A 19,358-nucleotide genomic window follows, 5' to 3' on the forward strand; every position below is an offset into this window, starting at 1 on the left:
GGATGAGCGTGCGGAAGGAGGGACGTCGAGGATGAGCACCAAGGACTTCATCGAGAAGGACTTCTACAAGGTCCTCGGCGTCCCCAAGGACGCCACCGAGGCCGAGATCAAGAAGGCGTACCGGAAGCTCGCCCGCGAGTACCACCCGGACGCCAACAAGGGCAACGTCAAGGCGGAGGAGCGCTTCAAGGAGATCTCCGAGGCGAACGACGTCCTCGGCGACCCCAAGAAGCGCAAGGAGTACGACGAGGCACGCGCCCTCTTCGGCAACGGCGGCTTCCGTCCGGGCCCGGGCGCGGGCGGCTCCTTCAACTTCGACCTGGGCGACCTCTTCGGAGGCGGCGCCCAGGGCGGCGGCGCCCAGGGCGGCTTCGGCGGCGGCATCGGGGACGTGTTCGGCGGCCTGTTCAACCGCGGCGGCGCGGGCACGACCCGTACCCAGCCCCGGCGCGGCCAGGACATCGACACCGAGGTCACGCTCACCTTCACGGAGGCGATCGAGGGCGCGACCGTCCCGCTGCGGATGTCCTCGCAGTCCCCGTGCAAGGCGTGCTCGGGAACCGGCGACAAGAACGGCACACCGCGCGTGTGCCCGACCTGCGTCGGCACCGGCCAGGTGGCCCGGGGCTCGGGCGGCGGCTTCTCGCTGACCGACCCCTGCCCCGACTGCAAGGGCCGCGGCCTGATCGCCGAGCACCCCTGCCTGGACTGCAAGGGCAGCGGCCGCGCGAAGTCGTCGCGGACCATGCAGGTCCGCATCCCCGCGGGGGTGACGGACAACCAGCGCATCCGGCTGCGCGGCAAGGGCGCCCCGGGCGAGCGCGGCGGCCCGTCGGGCGACCTCTACGTCGTCGTCCACGTCGGCGCCCATCCGGTGTTCGGCCGCAAGGACGACAACCTGACGGTGACCGTGCCGGTGACGTTCACCGAGGCGGCCCTCGGCGGCGAGGTCAAGGTGCCCACGCTCGGCGGCCCGTCGCTGACCCTGAAACTCCCGCCCGGCACGCCCAACGGCCGTACCATGCGGGCGCGCGGCAAGGGCGCGGTCCGCAAGGACGGCACCCGCGGCGACCTGCTGGTCACCGTCGAGGTGAGTGTCCCGAAGGACCTGTCGGGGAAGGCTCGTGACGCACTGGAGGCGTATCGCGAGGCGACCGCGGGCGAGGATCCGCGGGCGGAGCTGTTCGAGGCCGCGAAGGGAGCTTGAGAGTGATGGACGGCCGTCGTCGTAACCCGTATGAACTGACTCAGGAGACCCCGGTCTACGTCATCTCGGTGGCGGCCCAGCTCTCCGGCCTGCACCCGCAGACACTGCGTCAGTACGACCGTCTGGGCCTGGTCTCCCCCGACCGCACCGCCGGCCGGGGCCGCCGCTACTCGGCCCGCGACATCGAACTGCTGCGCACCGTCCAGCAGTTGTCGCAGGACGAGGGCATCAACCTGGCCGGCATCAAGCGGATCATCGAGCTGGAGAACCAGGTGGCCGCGCTCCAGGCCAGGGCCGCGGAGCTGGAGGCCGCGCTGGACGGCGCGGCGGCGGCGATGCAGCAGCGGGAGGCAGCGGTGCACGCCTCCTACCGGCGGGACCTGGTGCCGTACCAGGAGGTGCAGCAGACCAGCGCGCTGGTGGTCTGGCGGCCGAAGCGGCAGCATCCGACGCCTGACTGAACGCACCGCACCGCAGCACCGCCCGGGCGCGGGCAACGGGGCGCGGAACGCGGGCGACGAGGCGCGATGCGCGGGGCGCGGGCGACAAGGCGCGATGCACGAGGCACGGATCGGGGCCCGGAGGTGTTTCCTCCGGGCCCCGGCCTCGTGCGGCGACCGCTCTCTCGGCCCGCGTCGGCTCGTTGTCTCCTCGCGTCGGCTCGTCCTCGGCACACATCGGCCCGTTGCGGGCCCGCGTCGGCCGATGGTTCCTTGAACCGCCCTTCGCCTGATTTGTCCGGTCAGACCTTTTCAGGGCCTCCGCGTCGTCTCCATGTGTCTTCACACGCTGAGCGGAGTGTGACGTTGCTCCTTCGTTAAGTGGTTCTGCTTGACGACGGCGGTCGCCGCCGCGTTGGCTTCTCAGATACCCGGGTCACCAATGCCGCACCCCGGTCCGCAACGCCCCGAACGCACATGAAGTGAGCACCCGAAATGCGTCGTATCGCCATAGCCGTCGTCGCCTCCGCGATGTCCCTCTCCCTCGCCGGGTGCGGGATGCTGGGGGCCTCGGAGAAGACCGGCGGCGCGACACCGACCCGGAGCAACGCGATCACGGTGGGCGTGCTGATGCCGGAGGAGACGAACACCCGTTACGCGGAGTTCGACTACCCGATCATCAAGAAGAAGGTCGCGGCGCTCACGGAGAACCAGGGCCGGACCGACTACGCCAACGCCGCCTCGGACGAGAAGACCCAGGACCGGCAGATGCAGAAGATGATCGACGACAAGGTCGACATCATCCTGCTGGACGCCGTCGACGCGAAGGCGATCGCGCCCATGGTGAAGAAGGCCAAGGAGGCGAACATCCCGGTCATCGCCTACGACCGCCTCGCCGAGGGCCCGATCGACGCGTACGTCTCCTTCGACAACGAGCTCGTCGGCGAGGTGCAGGGGCGCAGCCTCGTGGAGGCCATCCCGAACGCCAACGTCTCCGACAAGATCGTCATGGTGAACGGTTCGCCCGCGGACCCGAACGCCGGTCAGTTCAAGGCGGGCGCGCTCAGCGAGATCAACGGACGGGTCACGATCGCGAAGTCGTACGACACCGACAAGTGGAGCCCCGAGGTCGCCCAGTCCAACATGACCAAGGCGATCGCGGCCATCGGCAAGTCCGACATCGCCGGCGTCTACTCCGCCAACGACGCCATGGCCGGCGGCATCATCAAGGCCCTGGAGGCTGCGGGCGTCAAGGACACCGACCTGCCCCCGATCACCGGCCAGGACGCCGAACTGCCCGCCGTGCAGCGCATCATCACCGGTGAGCAGTTCATGAGCGTCTACAAGCCCTACCCGGCGATGGCCGAGGCCGCCGCGGAGGCCGCCGTCGCCAAGGTCCAGGGACGTGACCTCCAGTTCGAGGCGCTCACCCGCGACACGGTCGACAGCCCAACCGACAAGGCCATTCCGGCCAAGCTGGTCACGGTGGTCGCGCTGACGAAGAAGAACATCCAGCAGACCGTCATCGCCGACGGCATCTACAAGGCCTCCGACATCTGCACCGCCAAGTACAAGTCCGCCTGCGAGGCCCTCAACCTGATCTGAGGCATCGGCCGACGCCCGTCTCCAGCCGGCCGACGTCCGTCCCCCAGCCGGTGCGACGCCCGTCCCCCAGCCGATCGAGGCGGGCCCTCGCGAACACCCCGGAGAGCAAGACCCCGAAGAGAAGACCCCGGAGCGAAGACCACCGGCCCGGCGCCTACCGCGCCGGGCCGGTGTCCGTGTTCCCCCGTCATACCCCCGTCGTCGCCCCCCTCGGGCTGCCCGGCCGGACTCCCCCGTGGCCCGGCCGGGTCGGTTGCGTCTCCCCCGTGTGCGGAGCACCCGGGGGGAAGCGGAATCAACGATGCACCGGGACGGCCGTCCTGCACCACCGTCAGCTTGTTGCAACGCGAGGGGAGGAGGCGGGGAGAAAATCGCACAGACGGGTGGTTTTTCCAGCCTCGGGCCGGAGGAGCCGTGTTGCGGACCGGGTCCGGGCCGCGCATAGTTGCGCTCCGGAAGCGGCGTACGGCGGGGGTGGGATGCGCGATGGCCAGGCACGGGGCGCAGGAGCATCCACACGGTGCCGACCGGCTGTGCGAGGCCGGGGACCGCGTGTATTCCCGGGCCGTACGGCGCGGCCGGGTGGCGCGCACCGACTCCGAGGCGGTTCCCTGCCTCCTGGAGCTGGCCCTGCTGCATCCCGACCCCGACGACATGGACTGGCTGGTGCCGACCTCCCCGCAGGAGGTCATGACCCGTCTGCTGCGCGGAGTCTACGACGAGGTGAGCGCCAGTCAACGGCGGATGGGCTCGGCGGTCGCCGCCTTCGAGTGGTACGCCGGTCTGGGCGGTCCCGCACGCGGCACGAGCGCCGGCGAGGGTGCGGCGATCCGCGTCCTGGACGGTGACTCGCGCATCCAGGCCGCCCTCGACGCGGCGACCGAGGCGTGCACGACCGAGGTCCTCACCGTGCAGCCCGGCGGCATCCGGCGTGAGCACGAGCTGTCGGAGGGCCTGCACCGCGCGCTGGAGCTGCGCGGCCGCGGCGTGCGCATGCGGGACCTCTACAACCACGTCGCCCGGCACGGCCAGGGCCTGCTCAACTACCTGGAACTGATGGGCGACACGGTCGAGGCCCGCACCCTGGACGAGGTCATCGACCGGCTGATCCTCTTCGACCGGACGGTCGCCTTCATCCCCGCCAACACCGACCGCACCATGGCGCTGGAGCTGCGCCACCCGGCCCTGATCTCCTACCTGGTGACGGTCTTCGAGCGGCTCTGGCGGCTGGCCGTCCCGCTGACGGCTCCGCTCCCCGACACCCGCATCGAGGGCATCTCGCACCGCGAGCAGTCCATCGCCGCGCTGCTGGCGGAGGGCCACCAGGACGCGGTGATCGCCGAGCGGCTGGGCATCAGCGTCCGCACCTGCCGGGCCCACATCGCCCGCCTCTCGGAGACGCTGGGCGCGGCGAGCCGGACCCAACTGGGCGTGCGCATCGCCCAGGTGGGCCTCGACCGCCCGTCGGGAGTGGGCGAAGGGGCACCGGGGCGGAGCGGCTCGGGCGGGGCGACGGAGAGCGCGAGCGTGCCGCAGGGGGCCACGGACACGGGCGTGCCGGATGGGGCGGCGGACGTGGGTGTGCCGGATGGGGCGTCGGGGCGGGATGCGTCCGTCGGCGTTCCCGGGCCGGGATCCGGCCCTTCCCCGGCCCCCGCCCCGTCGTCGGCCCCGGCTCAGGCCTCCTCTCCGGCGGCTGCTCCCGCAGGCTCCCCGGCCCCGTCGTCGGCCACTGCTCCTGCCGGCTCCCCGGCTCCCTCCACGGCCGGCGCTCCGGCTACCGCTCCGGTTCCTCCTCCGGCTCGGGCCCCTGCGCCCGGCTCCGGCGCTGGTCCCGGTCGAGGATCCCCGACTGCCCGATGAGATAGCCGAGTTGGGCGCGGCTCTCGCTGCCGAGGGTGGCGGCGAGCTTGGCGATGTGGACGCGCGCGGTGCGGATGTTCATGCCGAGGCGGTCGGCGATGACGGCGTCGGTGTGACCCTCGACGAGAAGGGCCGCTATGGCCTGCTGCCGGGGCGTGACACCGCCCCGGGACAGCCGGTGGACCGCCTGCGGATACATCGGGAGAGCCAGCCGCCAGAGCCGGTCGAAGGTGGTGGTGAAGTAGGTGAGGAGGGCTGGGTGGCGGACTTCGAGGGCCAGTCGGCCGTCCTCGCCGGCGGGGATGAAGGCGACGGTGCCGTCGATGACGATGAGGCGGTCGGTGACCTCGTCGAGGGTGCGGGCCTCCGCGTCCCCCCGGAGCTGCTCGTAGCGGGCCAGCACCAGCGGCTGGTGGCGCTGGGTGTGCTGGTAGAGGGTGCGGATGCGGCAGCCCCGGTCCAGCAGGGCCTGGTCGCGGTCCATCGCGACGGGCTGGGCCCGCTCGCCGCGCGGGCCGCTGTAGTGGACGTGCGGCTGGATGCAGAGCACCTCGCTCGTCGCCTCCGCCATCGCCTCGGTGATGGCCTCGTTGATCCGCTCCGTGCCGCTGAGGATGCGCAGCGAGGCGGGGTCGGAGGGCGCGGTGTTCTGTCCCTCTCTGCGCATCAGCGGGGCGAAGAGCGTCGACAGCCGTTCCTCACGGCGTCGTTCCTCGGCGATCCGGGCCCCCGAGGCGCGCAGCAGCCGGTGCAGGGCGACGGCCGGGGCCACGGGCTCGAGTTGGGCCAGGTCGTCCACGGTGGGGTGGAGCAGGCCGTGGGAGAGCAGGCACGGGGCCGCCGCCTCGGCCTCCTCGGCCTTGACGCGTCCGCAGCGCAGGGCCTGCTCGTAGAGCCGCGTGCCGGCGGCGCACAGGTCCTCCACGCCGTGGTCGGGGTGCGGCGGCGCGCTCACTGCGGTGCTCCCTGCGGGCCGTACCGGTGCTCCGGTGTCGTCATGCATGACCTTTGTTCTGCGGACGGACGTCAGGGCTGCTGCTTGAGGATTCCCGACTGGGCGATGAGGAAGCCGAGTTGGGCGCGGCTGCCGCTGCCCAGAGCGGTGGCGAGCTTGGCGATGTGCGCACGGCAGGTGCGTACGTTCATGCCCAGCCGGCGGGCGATCGCCTCGTCGACGTGCCCCTCCACGAGGAGCTTGGCGATGGAGTGCTGGATGTCCGTGATGCCGTCGGGCGCGGTCTCGTAGGGGGCGCCGGTGGCCAGCGGGACCGCGCGGCCCCACATGAACTCGAACACCTTGATCAGGTAGCGGACGAGCCCGGGGTGCCGGAGCTCGAGGGCGACCTGGCCGTCGTCCCGGGTCGGGATGAAGGCCACCGTCTCGTCGCAGATGATCAGCCGCTCCACGAGTTCGTCGATGGTGCGGTACTCCACCTTGCCGTCGGTGAACTGCGAGACGTACGCCAGCGTTTCGGGGCTGTAGCGGGCCGTGTGCTGGTAGAGCGTCCGGATGCGGCAACCGCGTTCGATCAGCGGGCGGTCGCGTTCGAGCCCCTGTACGAGGGTGTGCTCGAGGCGGCGCCTGCTCGGCTGAACGGTGAGCATCTCGGTCTGGCACTGGGACGTGGCCAGGTCGAGCGCCGCGTTGATCCGGTCGACGCCCTCCAGCACCGTGATGGAATGCGTGGTCGGCGTCGGCTGGGCGCTGAGGGTCATGAACGGCTCGAAAGCGTCGGCGAGTTCCACCGACAGCCGTCTGCGCTGGGTGATCTCGCGTTCGATCGGGTTGAGCAGCTGGGACAGGGCGATCGACGGCGGCACCGGACGGAGCCAGTTCGCGTCGTCCGGGTCCGCGTGAAGCAGGGCGAACTCCATCAAACACGGAGCGGGCTCCACGTCCGCACGGGCCACCCGGCCCGTCCGAAGAGCGTTCCCATAGAGACGGCGACCTTCCTCGCACAGCTCAGTGGTCGCATGAGGATGTGTCGGCTTTGCCTCATTTTTCGTCAAATCTCCACCCCCCAGGGTCCTGAACGTGCAGGAACATGATGCATCGATTGTGTGGCCATGACGTGCCCGAATGGGCCATCGTCGTAGTCGACGGGGGAGAGGTGACCTTCAAATGAGGACGAAGCCGACTATGCATAAGAGAATGCTTCGCTCGGCGCTCGCCGCCGCCTTCTCCGCCGCCTTGGCCTTCGGAGCTCTGAGCGGCCTTGCGGGGACGACGGGCGACACGGCGGGCGACAGTACCTGGAGTCCCGGTGCCGGCACCGTCGTGACGGCCGGTGACAGCACCTGGGTCGCTCCGGCGGACAGCACGTGGGCCGTTCCCGCGGACAGCACCTGGACTGCTCCTGCCGACAGCACCTGGGTCGTTCCCGCGGACAGCACCTGGACTGCTCCTGCCGACAGCACCTGGGTCGTCACGGCGTCGGCGCTGGGTGACAGCACGTGGATCACGCCTCGCGACAGCACGTGGGTCGCCGAGTCATGACCACGCCACCCGACGATCGCTCCTTCCGCCGCGAAATGGCCACCGCCTACCGCTCCGGCTGGCACTTCATCGACCTGGTCACCGCCATCCCCCACAGTGGTGACTCGTTGATGGTGACGGTGTTCGGCGAGCCGGTGGTGGTGACCCGCGACGAGGACGAGGACGTACGGGCCTACCGGTGCCTGCGCAAGCCCCGGGGGGCGCCGCAGCCCGTGCGGTGTGCCATCCGGTACGGAATGATCTTTGTCAACCTGGACCAGCGTGACCACAGGCTGGTGGAGCCCGAGGCTCTGCCCCTGAAGACCATCTCAGCCACCCCCCGCAGTGCCTGACGCGATTCCCCCGTCGTAACAGATCGCTCAGGTGCTTCCCCCCCGCAGCGGCGTCACCGTGACCTGAACACGGTGACGCCGCTGCAGTTTCCGGGGACATTTCCGGTATGCGTCCGCTTGAGCCTTGGCCGGAAATCGACGGGGCGAGTTTCGGTCACCCGGCTACTCCGGCCGCCACGGCTGCTCCGGCCACCGCGGCGTCGCCGGCCCCGTCGTCCGGGTGAGGGCAGTCAGCCCCGTCCGGGTCGGCCGCGTCCCGTGGCCCGGGTCAGCCGCGTCCCATCGCCCGGGTCAGCCGCGTCCCATGGCCCGGGTCAGCTCTATCTCGATGACCACGCGCGAGGGGTTCGGCCTGGGCTCGCGCCCGTAGCGCTGCGCGTACCGGCGCTCCGCCTCCGCGACCCGTTCCCGGTCCGTGCGGACGAAGGCCAGACCCTCCAGCGTGGCCCAGCGGCGGCCCTCCATCTGGCACACCGCGACCCGCGCCCCGGCGGGCTCCGCCGCCAGGACGTTGCGCACCTTCCTGCTCGCTCCGTCGGCGATGACGCGGGCGAGGCGGTGCTCGGGGTCGTAGGTGACGCCCACCGGCACCACGTGCGGACTGCCGTCCGGACGTGACGTGGTCAGTGTGCACAGGTGTCGTTCGCGCCAGAAGGCGAGATACGCCGCGTCGGGCGCGCCGGGGTCCTGGGGAGGTGCGGCCATGCTCCGGAACCTACTGCCTCCCGGTTCCGCGGCGCACACCAGGGGAACACGGGAGAACGTGAGAACGCCTTGAGCGGAATAGACTCAACTTTGTGTACGCTGACTGAGTCAGTACCGGGAGAGCGCTGACGCAAGGAGGAGACAGCGAACGTGGACGCCGAGCTGACCAACCGGAGCCGGGACGCGATCAACGCGGCCAGCAGCAGGGCCGTGTCCGAGGGACACGCCGACCTCACCCCCGCCCACCTGCTGCTCGCGCTGCTGCAGGGCCAGGACAACGAGAACATCATCGACCTGCTCGCCGCGGTGGACGCCGACCAGGCGGCCGTACGGGGCGGGGCCGAGAAGGCGCTCGGCTCGCTGCCCAGCGTCGCCGGGTCCACCGTCGCGCCCCCGCAGCCCAACCGCGACATGCTGGCCGTCGTCGCCGACGCGCAGAACCGCGCCCGCGACCTGGGGGACGACTACCTGTCCACCGAGCACCTGCTCCTCGGCATCGCCGCCAAGGGCGGCCCGGCCGCCGAGGTGCTCACCCGGCAGGGCGCGACCGCCAAAAAGCTCCAGGAGGCCTTCCAGAAGGCCCGCGGCGGCCGCCGGGTGACCAGCGCCGACCCCGAGGGCCAGTACAAGGCCCTGGAGAAGTTCGGCACGGACTTCACCGCCGCCGCCCGCGAGGGCAAGCTCGACCCCGTCATCGGCCGGGACACCGAGATCCGGCGTGTCGTGCAGGTGCTGTCCCGCCGTACCAAGAACAACCCCGTCCTCATCGGCGAGCCCGGCGTCGGCAAGACCGCCGTCGTCGAGGGCCTCGCCCAGCGGATCGTCAAGGGAGACGTGCCCGAGTCCCTCAAGAACAAGCGGCTCGTCGCGCTCGACCTCGGCGCGATGGTCGCCGGCGCGAAGTACCGGGGCGAGTTCGAGGAACGGCTCAAGACCGTCCTCGCCGAGATCAAGAACTCCGACGGCCAGATCATCACCTTCATCGACGAACTGCACACCGTCGTCGGCGCGGGCGCCGGCGGCGACTCCGCGATGGACGCCGGCAACATGCTCAAGCCGATGCTGGCCCGCGGCGAGCTGCGCATGGTCGGCGCGACGACGCTCGACGAGTACCGCGAGCGGATCGAGAAGGACCCGGCGCTGGAGCGCCGCTTCCAGCAGGTGCTGGTGGCGGAGCCGACCGTCGAGGACACCATCGCCATCCTGCGCGGTCTCAAGGGCCGCTACGAGGCCCACCACAAGGTGCAGATCGCGGACGCGGCCCTGGTCGCCGCCGCCACTCTCTCCGACCGGTACATCACCTCCCGCTTCCTCCCCGACAAGGCCATCGACCTCGTCGACGAGGCCGCCTCCCGCCTCCGTATGGAGATCGACTCCTCCCCGGTCGAGATCGACGAGCTCCAGCGCTCCGTCGACCGTCTGAAGATGGAGGAGCTGGCCCTCAGCAAGGAGACCGACGCCGCCTCGCGCGAGCGCCTGGAGAAGCTGCGCCGCGACCTCGCCGACCGCGAGGAGGAGCTGCGCGGCCTGACCGCCCGCTGGGAGAAGGAGAAGCAGTCCCTCAACCGGGTGGGCGAGCTGAAGGAGAAGCTCGACGACCTGCGCGGCCAGGCAGAGCGCGCCCAGCGCGACGGCGACTTCGACACCGCCAGCAAGCTGCTGTACGGCGAGATCCCGACCCTGGAGCGCGACCTGGAGGCCGCGTCCGAGGCCGAGGAGGAGGCCGCCAAGGACACCATGGTCAAGGAGGAGGTCGGCTCGGACGACATCGCCGACGTCGTCGCCTCCTGGACCGGCATCCCGGCCGGCCGCCTCCTCGAGGGCGAGACGCAGAAACTGCTCCGCATGGAGGACGAGCTCGGCAAGCGGCTCATCGGCCAGGCGGAGGCGGTCCAGGCGGTCTCCGACGCCGTACGACGCTCCCGCGCCGGCATCGCCGACCCCGACCGGCCCACCGGGTCCTTCCTGTTCCTCGGCCCGACCGGCGTCGGCAAGACCGAACTGGCCAAGGCCCTCGCCGACTTCCTCTTCGACGACGAGCGGGCCATGATCCGCATCGACATGTCGGAGTACGGCGAGAAGCACAGCGTCGCCCGCCTCGTCGGCGCGCCGCCCGGCTACGTCGGCTACGAGGAGGGCGGCCAGCTCACCGAAGCGGTGCGCAGGCGCCCGTACAGCGTGGTCCTGCTGGACGAGGTGGAGAAGGCGCACCCGGAGGTCTTCGACGTCCTGCTCCAGGTCCTCGACGACGGCCGGCTGACCGACGGCCAGGGCCGCACCGTCGACTTCCGCAACACCATCCTGGTGCTGACGTCCAACCTGGGCAGCCAGTACCTCGTCGACCCGGTGTCCACCGAGGAGGAGAAGAAGGAACAGGTCCTGGAGGTGGTGAGGGCCTCCTTCAAGCCGGAGTTCCTCAACCGGCTCGACGACCTGGTCGTCTTCTCGGCCCTGAACAAGACCGAGCTCGGCCGGATCGCCCGCCTGCAGATCGACCGCCTCGCCAAACGGCTCGCCGAGCGCCGCCTCACCCTGGAGGTCACCGACGCGGCCCTGGCCTGGCTCGCCGACGAGGGCAACGACCCGGCGTACGGCGCTCGCCCGCTGCGCCGCCTGGTCCAGACGGCCATCGGCGACCGCCTGGCCAAGGAGATCCTGGCGGGCGAGGTCAAGGACGGCGACACGGTCCGCGTCGACACCTTCGGCGAGGCCGAGGGCCTGATCGTCGGCCCGACGACGGGCAAGACGCTGTAGCGTCCCCGCGGCTGCTCCGGATCCCGCTCCCACTCCCGCTCCGGCTCAGGTCACGTCGTGAACGCCGAGTACCGCACCCGCGCGGTCTCGGCGTTCTCGTACGTCACGTTCACGTTGACGTAGTACGCGTCCACCCCCGGACGCTCGGTGACGTCGAGCTGGAAGCAGTAGTCGACGCCGGACCCGCAGGCCTTGGCTCCCGGGCCTCCCGGCCGGGGCGCCTCGGGGTAGGCGTCCGTCAGCCAGGCGCTCACGCCCGCGCGCGGCATGCGGAAGTCGGCCTGGTAGTCGGTGTCCAGCCAGGACTGCACCGTGCACTTCGCGTCCCGGACGTCCGTCGGCAGCTCGGCCCCGCCGAACGCCAGCGCCTGGGCGCAGGGCACGTCCTTGAGACGGGTCCCGTCCAGTTCCTCGTCGTCGGTGAGCACCCAGACGCTCGCCAGCACCAGCAGGCCGACCACCACCAGCACCGGAAGTGCCAGGATCGCCGCCACCAGAGCCCACCTGGTCCGGCCCGCCGGCCCCGGCCGCACGTCCGCCCCGGGCCGCTCGCCCGTGTCGCTTCGCCGGTTCTTCGCCACGCGATCCCCCTCCATCCGCCACCGCCCCTTGGTACGACAGGCGGGATCATGTCAGCTCAGGGCTGACAGCCCCGGCGGGGCTTGCCACCCCCCTCCCCGCATGGGGGAGGATGGCAGGATCCGTACGAAGGGAAAATCACGGTGAGCATCGACCCGTCCTCGATTCCGAACTTCGGGGGCCAGCCAGAGCCGGAGCCCCAGGGTGGACCGGCGGGCCCCGTCGTCCCGGATCAGGACCTCGTGAAGCAGCTCCTCGACCAGATGGAGCTGAAGTACGTCGTCGACGACGAGGGTGACCTCGCGGCGCCGTGGGAGGAGTTCCGTACGTACTTCATGTTCCGCGGCGAGGGGGACCAGGCGGTCTACTCGGTGCGGACGTTCTTCGACCGGGCCCACAAGATCGACGACAAGGCACAGCTGCTCGAGTCGATCGACGACTGGAACCGCCGCACCCTGTGGCCGAAGGTCTACACCCACACCCACGACGACGGCACCGTCCGCCTCATCGGCGAGGCGCAGCTGCTGATCGGCGCCGGGGTCAACATCGAGCTGTTCGTCTCCTCGACGGTGAGCTGGGTGCGCGCGGCCATCGAGTTCGACAAGTGGCTCGTGGAGCAGATGGGCCTGGAGTCGGCCGTCAACGAGGCCGACGAGAAGCCCGAAGACGGCGCCGAAGGTGCCGAGGGCGCCGAGTAGCACCGGCGACCTGCCTGCAGTACGCCGAGGGGCGTCCGTCCACACCCTGTGGACGGACGCCCCTCGGCGTTGGCCCGCCTCCCCGACAGACGCGGGGCGTCGGCGGCGCGACAGGCGTGGCCCCGGTCTCCCGAGCACTCAGGGAGCTCGAAGCCGCGGGATACCTGGAGCGCCGCCGCGAGCGCCTGCCCGCCGGGCACATCCGTACCGGTCGAGTACGACGCCTCTGCCGAGCTGACGGAAGACGACGTCCGGAGGTCGGAACCGCCGGGAAACGCCCGCCCTCCTTTCGTGGACGGCACCCGGGGCCTGTCGTCAGCCCGCCAGCGCCTTCAGACGTCCCACCGCCTCCTCCAGCACCCCCGTCCGCTTGCAGAACGCGAAGCGGACGAACGGGGCGCCCGCGTCGCGGTGGTCGTAGAAGACCGCGTTCGGGATGGCGACGACACCCGCCCGCTCGGGCAGGGAGCGGCAGAAGGCGAGACCGTCGGTCTCGCCGAGGGGGCGGATGTCGGTGGTGACGAAGTAGGTGCCGGTCGGCACGAACACCCCGAAGCCCGCGTCCGCCAGCCCCGCCGCCAGCAGGTCCCGCTTGGCCCGCATGCCCGCGCGGAACTCCTCGAAGTACGCGTCCGGCAGGCGCAGGGCCTCGGCGACCGCGTACTGGAAGGGGCCGGAGGCCACGTACGTCAGGAACTGCTTGGCCGAGCGGACGGCGGCGACGAGACCGGGGGCGCCGGTGACCCATGCCACTCCGTGTTCACGCACCCACTTCTTCCTGGCTGGTTGCCGTCTCGCATAGAAATCAGAGTGTAGTCAGAGTACAGTCTGAGTATGAGTATCGTGCACTCGGTATCCGAATCGGAATCCGTCTCGTTCACCGATCTGTCCCGGAATCCGAAGGCGGTCGCCGCGAGGGCTGCCGCCCTGGGATGTCTGCGTGTCACGCACCGAGACGCGCCTGACATGGTGCTGACCACGGCCATACACGCAGAGCGCAGCGAAGAAAACCTGACCACGGCGTCCCGGCTGTTCCTTGCCCTGATGAAGCAGGACGGTGGCGCCAGGTCGCTTCTGCTCGCGCTGCCTGAGGTGTTCCCGTGGGTCCGTCACCTGGACGACGAAGAAGTCCGGGAATTCACCGTCGAGCTCCTGGACGCGCTGTCCGACGCCGCTGAGCTGGGCGCCAGGGAGGCTGTGCACCGAGCGATCGTCTCGTGGCGGGCAACCGCCCGCATCAACGCCGACCCTGACCAGCTCAGGGAAGCACTCCGTCCGCTCGGTGGCGTCGACCTCGGCCCGGTCGAGGTGCACGAGTGAACCCGAAGAAAGGCGATCGGGTCAGTGTGCCTCCGCTGAGCGGATGGAACGTCATCCACGGGACGACGGAGGCCGCGACCGGTTGGGAGGAGCTGTGTCGGGTGGCGCTGCCGAGCGCGCATCGCTGCCTGGAGGCCCTTCGTGCGGACCCGCTGGCGCGGGCCAACTGGAATCGCCAGCACCAGCTCCGCGGCAGGCACGCCACCAGAGAATGGAAGGGCTTCGAGCTGGAGCAGTGGGAGTACGAGATCACCAGCGGCGGCCGTGTCCGCTATCTGGTCAGCCCGGACACCACCACTGTGATCCTGGTGTACGCCTCCCCGCGACACCCGAAGGACACTGAATAGCCCGACGGCCCAGGGCCCTATGCGCCCAGTGTCTTGAGGCGGTGCCCGGCCTCCTCCAGTACGCCTGTTCGCTTGCAGAACGCGAAGCGAACAAAGGGCGCGCCCTGCTCGCGGTGGTCGTAGAAGACCGCGTTGGGGATGGCGACCACCCCGCAGCGCTCCGGCAGCGCACGGCAGAAGGCGAAGCCGTCGCTCTCGCCGAGGGGGCGGATGTCGGTGGTGATGAAGTACGTGCCCGCCGGGCGGAAGACCCTGAAGCCCGCCTGCTCCAGGCCGCCCGCCAGCAGTTCCCGCTTGGCCCGCATGTCGGCGCGGAACTCCTCGAAGTACGAGTCCGGCAAGCGCAGCGCCTCGGCGACCGCGTACTGAAACGGGCCCGCGCTGACGTAGGTCAGGTACTGCTTGGCCGTCCGGACGGCGGTCACGAGTTCTGCTGTACCGGTGACCCAGCCGACACCTCGTTGGCCTACCTATTCCTCTATCGTGCGACAGGCCCCGCTGCGGATCTCCGGCATCGGCGGTGAGCGGGCCGCACAACCTGTCCGGACCGGTCTGCCTGCCGTACCGACGGGCTCGGTGACGCGGAACTGTCCGTCGTATCCTGACCACACACGGTGAGGGGCCGTCCGTGAGCGTCGACGCGATCGTGCACACCGAGTTCCCCAAGGGGTACACGGTCTTGTTCGGGGCCGACGGAATGGTGATCATGACCCCGCGGAGCGAAGAGCACTCCAGCACGATCAAGTCGATGCAGTACGACACGATCGTGTCCCTCGGGCGCCATGCGAAGACCGCCTCCGATGTCTACATCGACTTCGCCGCCGACGAGAACAGCGCCCCGGATCTGGTGATCCTGGGCGAGGACGCACGTAGGGAAGGCAAGCGCTACAGCTTCGAGGACGTCCTGCTGATCTCCGAGGTCGTCTCGACCTCCTCCGCGCGCAAGGACTACGACGACTGCACCGCGAAGTACGGCCGCTACGGAATCCCGATCTACCTGGTCGTGGACCCATACGCTCAGGAAGTCGTCGTTCACACCCAGCCGACCGTCACCGGTTACATCGCCGCACACACCCACAAGTACGGCACCGGCAAGCTCCCCATCCCCCTGGCCGACGGCCGAACCTTCACCCTCGACCTCGACGAACTCCAGCGCCCGGAGCCCGAGGCGGACGCTCGCTGACGAGGGACTCCCCGCCGGCCAGGCCCGTGCCGTCGGCACCGTCGTCGCCGGACGTGGTCGTTCCTGGTCGGGGCAGCAGTCGGCTGGGATGGTCCGGCTTTTCGTCGATCGGGATCGGCCAGGGGGCGTGCCGTTCTGTGCCGTGAGTCCGTGCGACGAAGTCCGGTTCGCCGCACGGAGCTTCGAAGCCGCGTCTGCTGCGGGCGACAACCACCACGTACTGCCCTGAAGCAGCGGGCCCGCTCCTCCTCGGCCGAGTCGCCGGCCCCCGTTCGGCGATAGCGTGGCACGGCAATGACTGCTGCAGACAGGTGGACGAGATTTCATGCGGATGCGGTGTGAACCCGAGGCCGAGGAGGAGTTCGAGGCGGCGCGTGGGCTGCTGGTCGACCGCCTGGTTCGGTGGGCCGGGGAGCAGGGGCTGCCGGTGGACGGGTTCCTGGCCGAGGCGGCGCTGGACTACCGGCACCTGGCGACTGCCGACGGCCGACTGGGGCTGTGGGAGTCGCGCCATGTAGAGGAGCTACTGCTCTCCTGGCTTCCCCAGCAGGTCACCGAGGCTCCGGGGGAGGAACGCGCCGACGCCCCGGGCACCCTGCGCACGCTGCTGCGCTATCTGCACGCCGCGCAGTTGGCGGACCCGCGCGGCCCCTCACTCCAGGATTCCCTTGCCGCGGTCGACAGGGTCGCGGAACGGCATCTGGCGGCGATGACGGACCGCACTCGCTGGGGACTGGCGAAGTTCTGGGCGATGACGGCGGCGGAGCAGGGCGTGGACATCCAGGACGGGGCGGCGTTTCAGTGCTTCGCGGACCGAGCGCAGCGCGGGGAGGTCGCCTACGATCGACAGGATCTCGCCGCGATCATGGAACGGCGGCTGTCCGGCCGCCTTCTGTCCGACGGGGCCCGGGCCGAGCCGCAACTGCCCGTGATGCTTCCCTCGGACGACGAACTGCGCCGACGGGCTGAGGCGTCGGCGACCGTGGCGCAGTTGCGCGGATTCGCCGAATGGGCGGGGCAGGGCGGCCGCCCGGTGACGGCGACGGGACGGCTGCGCATGGCGGAGGCCCGCGAGCTGGTGGACGTACTCGGCACCGGCGACAGGATCGAGGGGGTGCGTTCTTCGGCCGACCTGCCGCGGCTGGGGCTGCTGGTCGAGTGGGCGAAGAAGGCACGGCTGGTCCGGGTGGTCAAGGGGCGGTTGTACGCGGTGGCCAAGGCCCGGCCGGTGCTGGCCGACCCGCTCCAGCTGTGGCTGCGCGCCTTCGACGCGTGCTTCGAGCTGCGGCAGGCCCTGATCGGGGCACGCGGCGGCTGGCACATCGAGTCGATGCTCTTCGACGTCTACGAGGACGTCCTGGACGACGTGCTGAACACGCTCTACAGCCTGCCGTACCCGATGCCCTGGCCGCGGCTGCGCGACACCGTACACCTGGCCTATCGGAGTTCCTTCCAGCTCGACGCCGGGTCGGTCCTTCAGCACCGGATGTGGTTCGAGCACGCCGACCGGGCCCTGCACACGGTGCTCGACCTGCTGGACGACCTGGGCGCGATCGAGCGTGACCGTGGGATGGCCGATCCGGTGTTTCTCGACATCGACCTCTCCGATGCCGGTCCCGAACTGCTCGCGGACATGCCGCCGGAGCTCGCGGAGCTGCTGGGCGTCGCGGGCGCGGCAACGGACCCGGTGGCGCGGGAGCGTGCCGATGCCCGGAGAGAGGAGCTGGCCGCCGGGCCGGTCGAACTCATCCGTCTCACCGAGCTCGGTACCCGGGCCGTACGACAGCGGTTGCTGGCGGCCGGCAGGGACGCACCGTTGGTCGGTGAACTGGCCCAGGCACCGGCGGCCGGCCTGCTGGGGGTGCTGGCCGAGGACTACGACCCGGACACCGCCCGCACGGAGCTGGCCGACTGGATCACGGCCCGCGGCGAGCGGGAAGGCGCCCTTCAGCAGCTGACCGATGCCGTGAGGACCATGACCTTCCGCACGCGTGCGCAGGCGATGCTCGACGTGCTGCTGGCGGCGTTGCCGGATGGTGAGGGCGAGCGGCTGCTGCGCACGCTGCGGCGAGACACACAGCTGGCGCCGCTGGCGCTGAACGCGCTGGCGCACCGTGAGTCGCTGTCCCCAGCGGACATGACCGATGCAGAGTCTCTGCTGGTGCTCGCCGAGAGCCTGCTTCAGCTCGTGGAGCTCGCGGGCGGCACGGACGGCGCCGAGGAGACGCTGCGCGCCCAGGGCTCCCAGGCCAGGGACGCGATTGCCGCCGTGTTGGACTCCGCGCACCCGGACCGGGCCGGACTCGACGAGCTCAGGCAGCTGGCGGCCCGGGCACTGGGTACCCACGGCGCCCGCGTCGGCCGCGCCCGGAAGGCTCGGCGCTCCTCCTCAGGCAGGAGCGGCCGCAAGCGGCACCGCTGACCGGACAACACCGCCTGCCCCCAGGCGCCGGGTGCGCCGGCACTGGCACGGAGCCGGACGGAGCCCGAGGCCGAGGAGGACGACGATCCCGAGCGATGGCTGTACGTGCCGGCTCTGGGGTCCCGGGCCGGTTACCGGGACATGGAGCTGTTCACCGAAGAGGTCGAGGACGCCGCCCTTGCCGACAGTCTGCGGATCGCCATCGGTGGGCGGGGCGCCTTCCGGCGCTTCAAGGACGTCCTCGCCGGTGACGAGCGCTCCTGGAGCCGGTACCACCGGTTCCGCGATGAGCGACAGCGCGGCCGGACTCGCGCCTGGCTGGCAGAGGAGGGCTACTGCCCGCGCGTCACGTTCTTCGTAGAGCCCAGCTCGGGTTCGAATCCCTCAGGGCTGGTATGACTCTTTGCTGCCCCTGGCCTGCACGATCCGGGGCGCTGTCACCGGGCCTGGCGGCGCAGGTTGATCGCTGAGTGAAGCGTGTCCGCCGACAGGCGGGCTGCGTGATGACCGTCGATCACCGGTGTCCCGGTCGACCAGGCGGCAGTCGAGTGCGGGTGCGCGGAGGCTCGGAGCAACGAGGCCGTGTGCCCAGTGCATATACCGGTACGTCTGTGGCTGTCAGGCGGCCAGCGTCTTGAGCCGGGAGGCCGCCTCCTCCAACACCCTGTCCGCTTGCAGAACGCGAAGGGGACAAAGGGTGAGCCCTGCTCTCGGCGGTCGTAGAAGACCGCATTCGGGAGCGCGACCACCCCGCAGCGCTCCGGCAGCGCACGGCAGGTCAGCTCTCGTAGTGGTAGCGGCACTGTGCGATGAGGACGCCGTCCTCGGTGGCCTTGTAGATCAGCCGGTGCTCGTCGTTGATGCGACGTGACCAGTAGCCCTGGAATCCGTGCTTGAGCGGTTCCGGTTTGCCGATCCCCTCGTTGCCGTTCCGGGCGATGTCCGCGATGAGCGTGTTGATGCGCTTCAGGATCTTCCGGTCCTGAAGCTGCCACCACAGGTAGTCCTCCCAGGCGCGGGAGGAGAAGGTGATCTTCAACTCGCGGCCCTTATTCGTCGGTCGCCAGCTCGCGTACGGTGCCGCCGCCGCTTTCCAACTCGTCGATGGACGCGAGCAGGCGCCGGGCGTTCGCGGGGCTTCGGAGCAGGTAGGCCGTCTCCTTCAGGGACTCGTAGTCCTCAAGGGAGACTATGACGACCGGCTCGTGTCCGGCCCGGGTGATGACGACCTCTTCGCGGTCGTCGGTGACGGAGTTGAGCACCTCGGCGTACCGCGCGCGCGACTCGGAATAGGTCATGGTCTTCACGATCAACCCTCCTTGACGTACAAGAAACTGTACGTCGACGCCTGTGGTGTGGCAAGCGGCAGAATGACGGCCGTCACCGGGCGGTTCCGGGCACGAGAG

At 70.4% G+C, this 19,358-nt stretch carries 18 protein-coding genes and 4 pseudogenes; 12 read left to right on the plus strand and 10 right to left on the minus strand.

Going from position 1 to position 19,358, the window contains the following annotated elements; genetic code table 11:
- Nucleotides 1-31: 31 nt before the first annotated feature.
- The 4 genes and pseudogenes from dnaJ to QF032_RS21255 form a co-directional block, all read left to right on the plus strand.
- On the plus strand, nt 32-1,207 hold the full coding sequence (gene dnaJ, locus QF032_RS21240; protein WP_107442856.1) for a molecular chaperone DnaJ: 1,176 nt from the start codon (nt 32-34) through the stop codon (nt 1,205-1,207).
- 5 nt (nt 1,208-1,212) lie between these two features.
- Nucleotides 1,213-1,668 carry a heat shock protein transcriptional repressor HspR gene (locus tag QF032_RS21245; RefSeq protein ID WP_266723163.1) on the plus strand — a complete coding sequence of 152 codons (456 nt, stop codon included), beginning with the start codon at nt 1,213-1,215 and terminating at the stop codon, nt 1,666-1,668.
- A gap of 474 nt (nt 1,669-2,142) precedes the next feature.
- Nucleotides 2,143-3,252 carry a sugar ABC transporter substrate-binding protein gene (locus QF032_RS21250; protein ID WP_307057071.1) on the plus strand — a complete coding sequence of 370 codons (1,110 nt, stop codon included), beginning with the start codon at nt 2,143-2,145 and terminating at the stop codon, nt 3,250-3,252.
- A 486-nt stretch (nt 3,253-3,738) separates the two neighbouring features.
- Nucleotides 3,739-4,746, plus strand: a pseudogene (locus QF032_RS21255) (helix-turn-helix transcriptional regulator); the annotation flags it as partial.
- Nucleotides 4,747-5,029: 283 nt separating this feature from the next.
- Here QF032_RS21255 and QF032_RS21260 read toward each other — a convergent pair.
- The 3 genes from QF032_RS21260 to QF032_RS21270 form a co-directional block, all read right to left on the minus strand.
- Entirely contained in the window at nt 5,030-6,070 is a 1,041-nt protein-coding gene (locus QF032_RS21260) for a helix-turn-helix transcriptional regulator (protein WP_306950297.1), read from the minus strand.
- A gap of 71 nt (nt 6,071-6,141) precedes the next feature.
- Complete coding sequence (locus tag QF032_RS21265) at nt 6,142-6,990, minus strand: hypothetical protein (protein WP_057577941.1); 849 nt, start codon at nt 6,988-6,990, stop codon at nt 6,142-6,144.
- 243 nt (nt 6,991-7,233) lie between these two features.
- The gene (locus QF032_RS21270) at nt 7,234-7,569 is read right to left on the minus strand and encodes a hypothetical protein (RefSeq protein WP_307057073.1); all 336 of its coding nucleotides are present in this window, start codon (nt 7,567-7,569) and stop codon (nt 7,234-7,236) included.
- Nucleotides 7,570-7,608: 39 nt separating this feature from the next.
- On the opposite strand from QF032_RS21270, the gene QF032_RS21275 reads away from it, so the two are divergent.
- Complete coding sequence (locus tag QF032_RS21275) at nt 7,609-7,944, plus strand: hypothetical protein (RefSeq protein WP_057577939.1); 336 nt, start codon at nt 7,609-7,611, stop codon at nt 7,942-7,944.
- A gap of 291 nt (nt 7,945-8,235) precedes the next feature.
- On the opposite strand, the gene QF032_RS21280 is transcribed toward QF032_RS21275, so the two are convergent.
- The gene (locus tag QF032_RS21280; RefSeq protein ID WP_307057075.1) at nt 8,236-8,649 is read right to left on the minus strand and encodes a pyridoxamine 5'-phosphate oxidase family protein; all 414 of its coding nucleotides are present in this window, start codon (nt 8,647-8,649) and stop codon (nt 8,236-8,238) included.
- A gap of 150 nt (nt 8,650-8,799) precedes the next feature.
- Between QF032_RS21280 and clpB the strand changes: the two genes are divergently transcribed.
- Nucleotides 8,800-11,403, plus strand: a complete 2,604-nt coding sequence (clpB, locus tag QF032_RS21285) for an ATP-dependent chaperone ClpB (RefSeq protein ID WP_307044795.1) — start codon at nt 8,800-8,802, stop codon at nt 11,401-11,403.
- Between the two features lie 50 nt (nt 11,404-11,453).
- On the opposite strand, the gene QF032_RS21290 is transcribed toward clpB, so the two are convergent.
- Nucleotides 11,454-11,984: a hypothetical protein gene (locus QF032_RS21290; protein ID WP_307057077.1), complete on the minus strand. Its 531-nt coding sequence runs from the start codon at nt 11,982-11,984 to the stop codon at nt 11,454-11,456.
- A 141-nt stretch (nt 11,985-12,125) separates the two neighbouring features.
- Here QF032_RS21290 and QF032_RS21295 point away from each other — a divergent pair, with 141 nt between their 5' ends.
- On the plus strand, nt 12,126-12,680 hold the full coding sequence (locus QF032_RS21295; RefSeq protein WP_307057079.1) for a YbjN domain-containing protein: 555 nt from the start codon (nt 12,126-12,128) through the stop codon (nt 12,678-12,680).
- Between the two features lie 315 nt (nt 12,681-12,995).
- On the opposite strand, the pseudogene QF032_RS21300 reads toward QF032_RS21295, so the two are convergent.
- Nucleotides 12,996-13,433: pseudogene (locus QF032_RS21300) on the minus strand (aminotransferase class I/II-fold pyridoxal phosphate-dependent enzyme); the annotation flags it as partial.
- Between the two features lie 81 nt (nt 13,434-13,514).
- On the opposite strand from QF032_RS21300, the gene QF032_RS21305 reads away from it, so the two are divergent.
- Both QF032_RS21305 and QF032_RS21310 read left to right on the plus strand, forming a co-directional pair.
- A complete protein-coding gene (locus QF032_RS21305) occupies nt 13,515-14,000 on the plus strand; it encodes a prevent-host-death family protein (protein WP_307044799.1) in 486 nt (161 codons plus the stop codon).
- On the plus strand, nt 13,997-14,347 hold the full coding sequence (locus QF032_RS21310) for a hypothetical protein (protein WP_307057081.1): 351 nt from the start codon (nt 13,997-13,999) through the stop codon (nt 14,345-14,347). The genes QF032_RS21305 and QF032_RS21310 overlap by 4 nt, the downstream gene beginning before the upstream one ends.
- A gap of 17 nt (nt 14,348-14,364) precedes the next feature.
- Here QF032_RS21310 and QF032_RS21315 read toward each other — a convergent pair.
- Nucleotides 14,365-14,802, minus strand: a pseudogene (locus tag QF032_RS21315) (aminotransferase class I/II-fold pyridoxal phosphate-dependent enzyme); the annotation flags it as partial.
- Nucleotides 14,803-14,975: 173 nt separating this feature from the next.
- Between QF032_RS21315 and QF032_RS21320 the strand changes: the two are divergent.
- The 3 genes from QF032_RS21320 (at nt 14,976) to QF032_RS21330 (ending at nt 18,351) form a co-directional block, all read left to right on the plus strand.
- Nucleotides 14,976-15,530 carry a Uma2 family endonuclease gene (locus QF032_RS21320; RefSeq protein ID WP_307057082.1) on the plus strand — a complete coding sequence of 185 codons (555 nt, stop codon included), beginning with the start codon at nt 14,976-14,978 and terminating at the stop codon, nt 15,528-15,530.
- 325 nt (nt 15,531-15,855) lie between these two features.
- Nucleotides 15,856-17,952 (plus strand): hypothetical protein, encoded by a 2,097-nt coding sequence (locus QF032_RS21325; protein ID WP_307057084.1) that lies wholly within the window; start codon nt 15,856-15,858, stop codon nt 17,950-17,952.
- A gap of 42 nt (nt 17,953-17,994) precedes the next feature.
- Nucleotides 17,995-18,351: a UPF0158 family protein gene (locus tag QF032_RS21330; RefSeq protein ID WP_307060331.1), complete on the plus strand. Its 357-nt coding sequence runs from the start codon at nt 17,995-17,997 to the stop codon at nt 18,349-18,351.
- A gap of 219 nt (nt 18,352-18,570) precedes the next feature.
- Here the strand turns inward: QF032_RS21330 and QF032_RS21335 are convergent.
- The 3 genes and pseudogenes from QF032_RS21335 to QF032_RS21345 form a co-directional block, all read right to left on the minus strand.
- Nucleotides 18,571-18,728: pseudogene (locus QF032_RS21335) on the minus strand (aminotransferase); the annotation flags it as partial.
- 2 nt (nt 18,729-18,730) lie between these two features.
- Nucleotides 18,731-18,991: a Txe/YoeB family addiction module toxin gene (locus tag QF032_RS21340; protein ID WP_067029017.1), complete on the minus strand. Its 261-nt coding sequence runs from the start codon at nt 18,989-18,991 to the stop codon at nt 18,731-18,733.
- A gap of 10 nt (nt 18,992-19,001) precedes the next feature.
- Complete coding sequence (locus tag QF032_RS21345; RefSeq protein ID WP_103544659.1) at nt 19,002-19,259, minus strand: type II toxin-antitoxin system Phd/YefM family antitoxin; 258 nt, start codon at nt 19,257-19,259, stop codon at nt 19,002-19,004.
- Nucleotides 19,260-19,358 lie beyond the last annotated feature (99 nt).

The organism is Streptomyces achromogenes (genome assembly GCF_030816715.1).
GTDB classification, from domain to species: Bacteria; Actinomycetota; Actinomycetes; order Streptomycetales; family Streptomycetaceae; genus Streptomyces; species Streptomyces achromogenes_A.

Bases quoted from the DNA above. Each gene is read 5' to 3' on its own strand.
- dnaJ (WP_107442856.1), top strand. From the start codon at position 32: ATGAGCACCAAGGACTTCATCGAGAAGGACTTCTACAAGGTCCTCGGC.
- QF032_RS21245 (WP_266723163.1), top strand. From the start codon at position 1,213: ATGGACGGCCGTCGTCGTAACCCGTATGAACTGACTCAGGAGACCCCG.
- QF032_RS21250 (WP_307057071.1), top strand. From the start codon at position 2,143: ATGCGTCGTATCGCCATAGCCGTCGTCGCCTCCGCGATGTCCCTCTCC.
- QF032_RS21265 (WP_057577941.1), bottom strand. From the start codon at position 6,990: ATGGAGTTCGCCCTGCTTCACGCGGACCCGGACGACGCGAACTGGCTC.
- QF032_RS21275 (WP_057577939.1), top strand. From the start codon at position 7,609: ATGACCACGCCACCCGACGATCGCTCCTTCCGCCGCGAAATGGCCACC.
- QF032_RS21280 (WP_307057075.1), bottom strand. From the start codon at position 8,649: ATGGCCGCACCTCCCCAGGACCCCGGCGCGCCCGACGCGGCGTATCTC.
- QF032_RS21305 (WP_307044799.1), top strand. From the start codon at position 13,515: ATGAGTATCGTGCACTCGGTATCCGAATCGGAATCCGTCTCGTTCACC.
- QF032_RS21325 (WP_307057084.1), top strand. From the start codon at position 15,856: ATGCGGATGCGGTGTGAACCCGAGGCCGAGGAGGAGTTCGAGGCGGCG.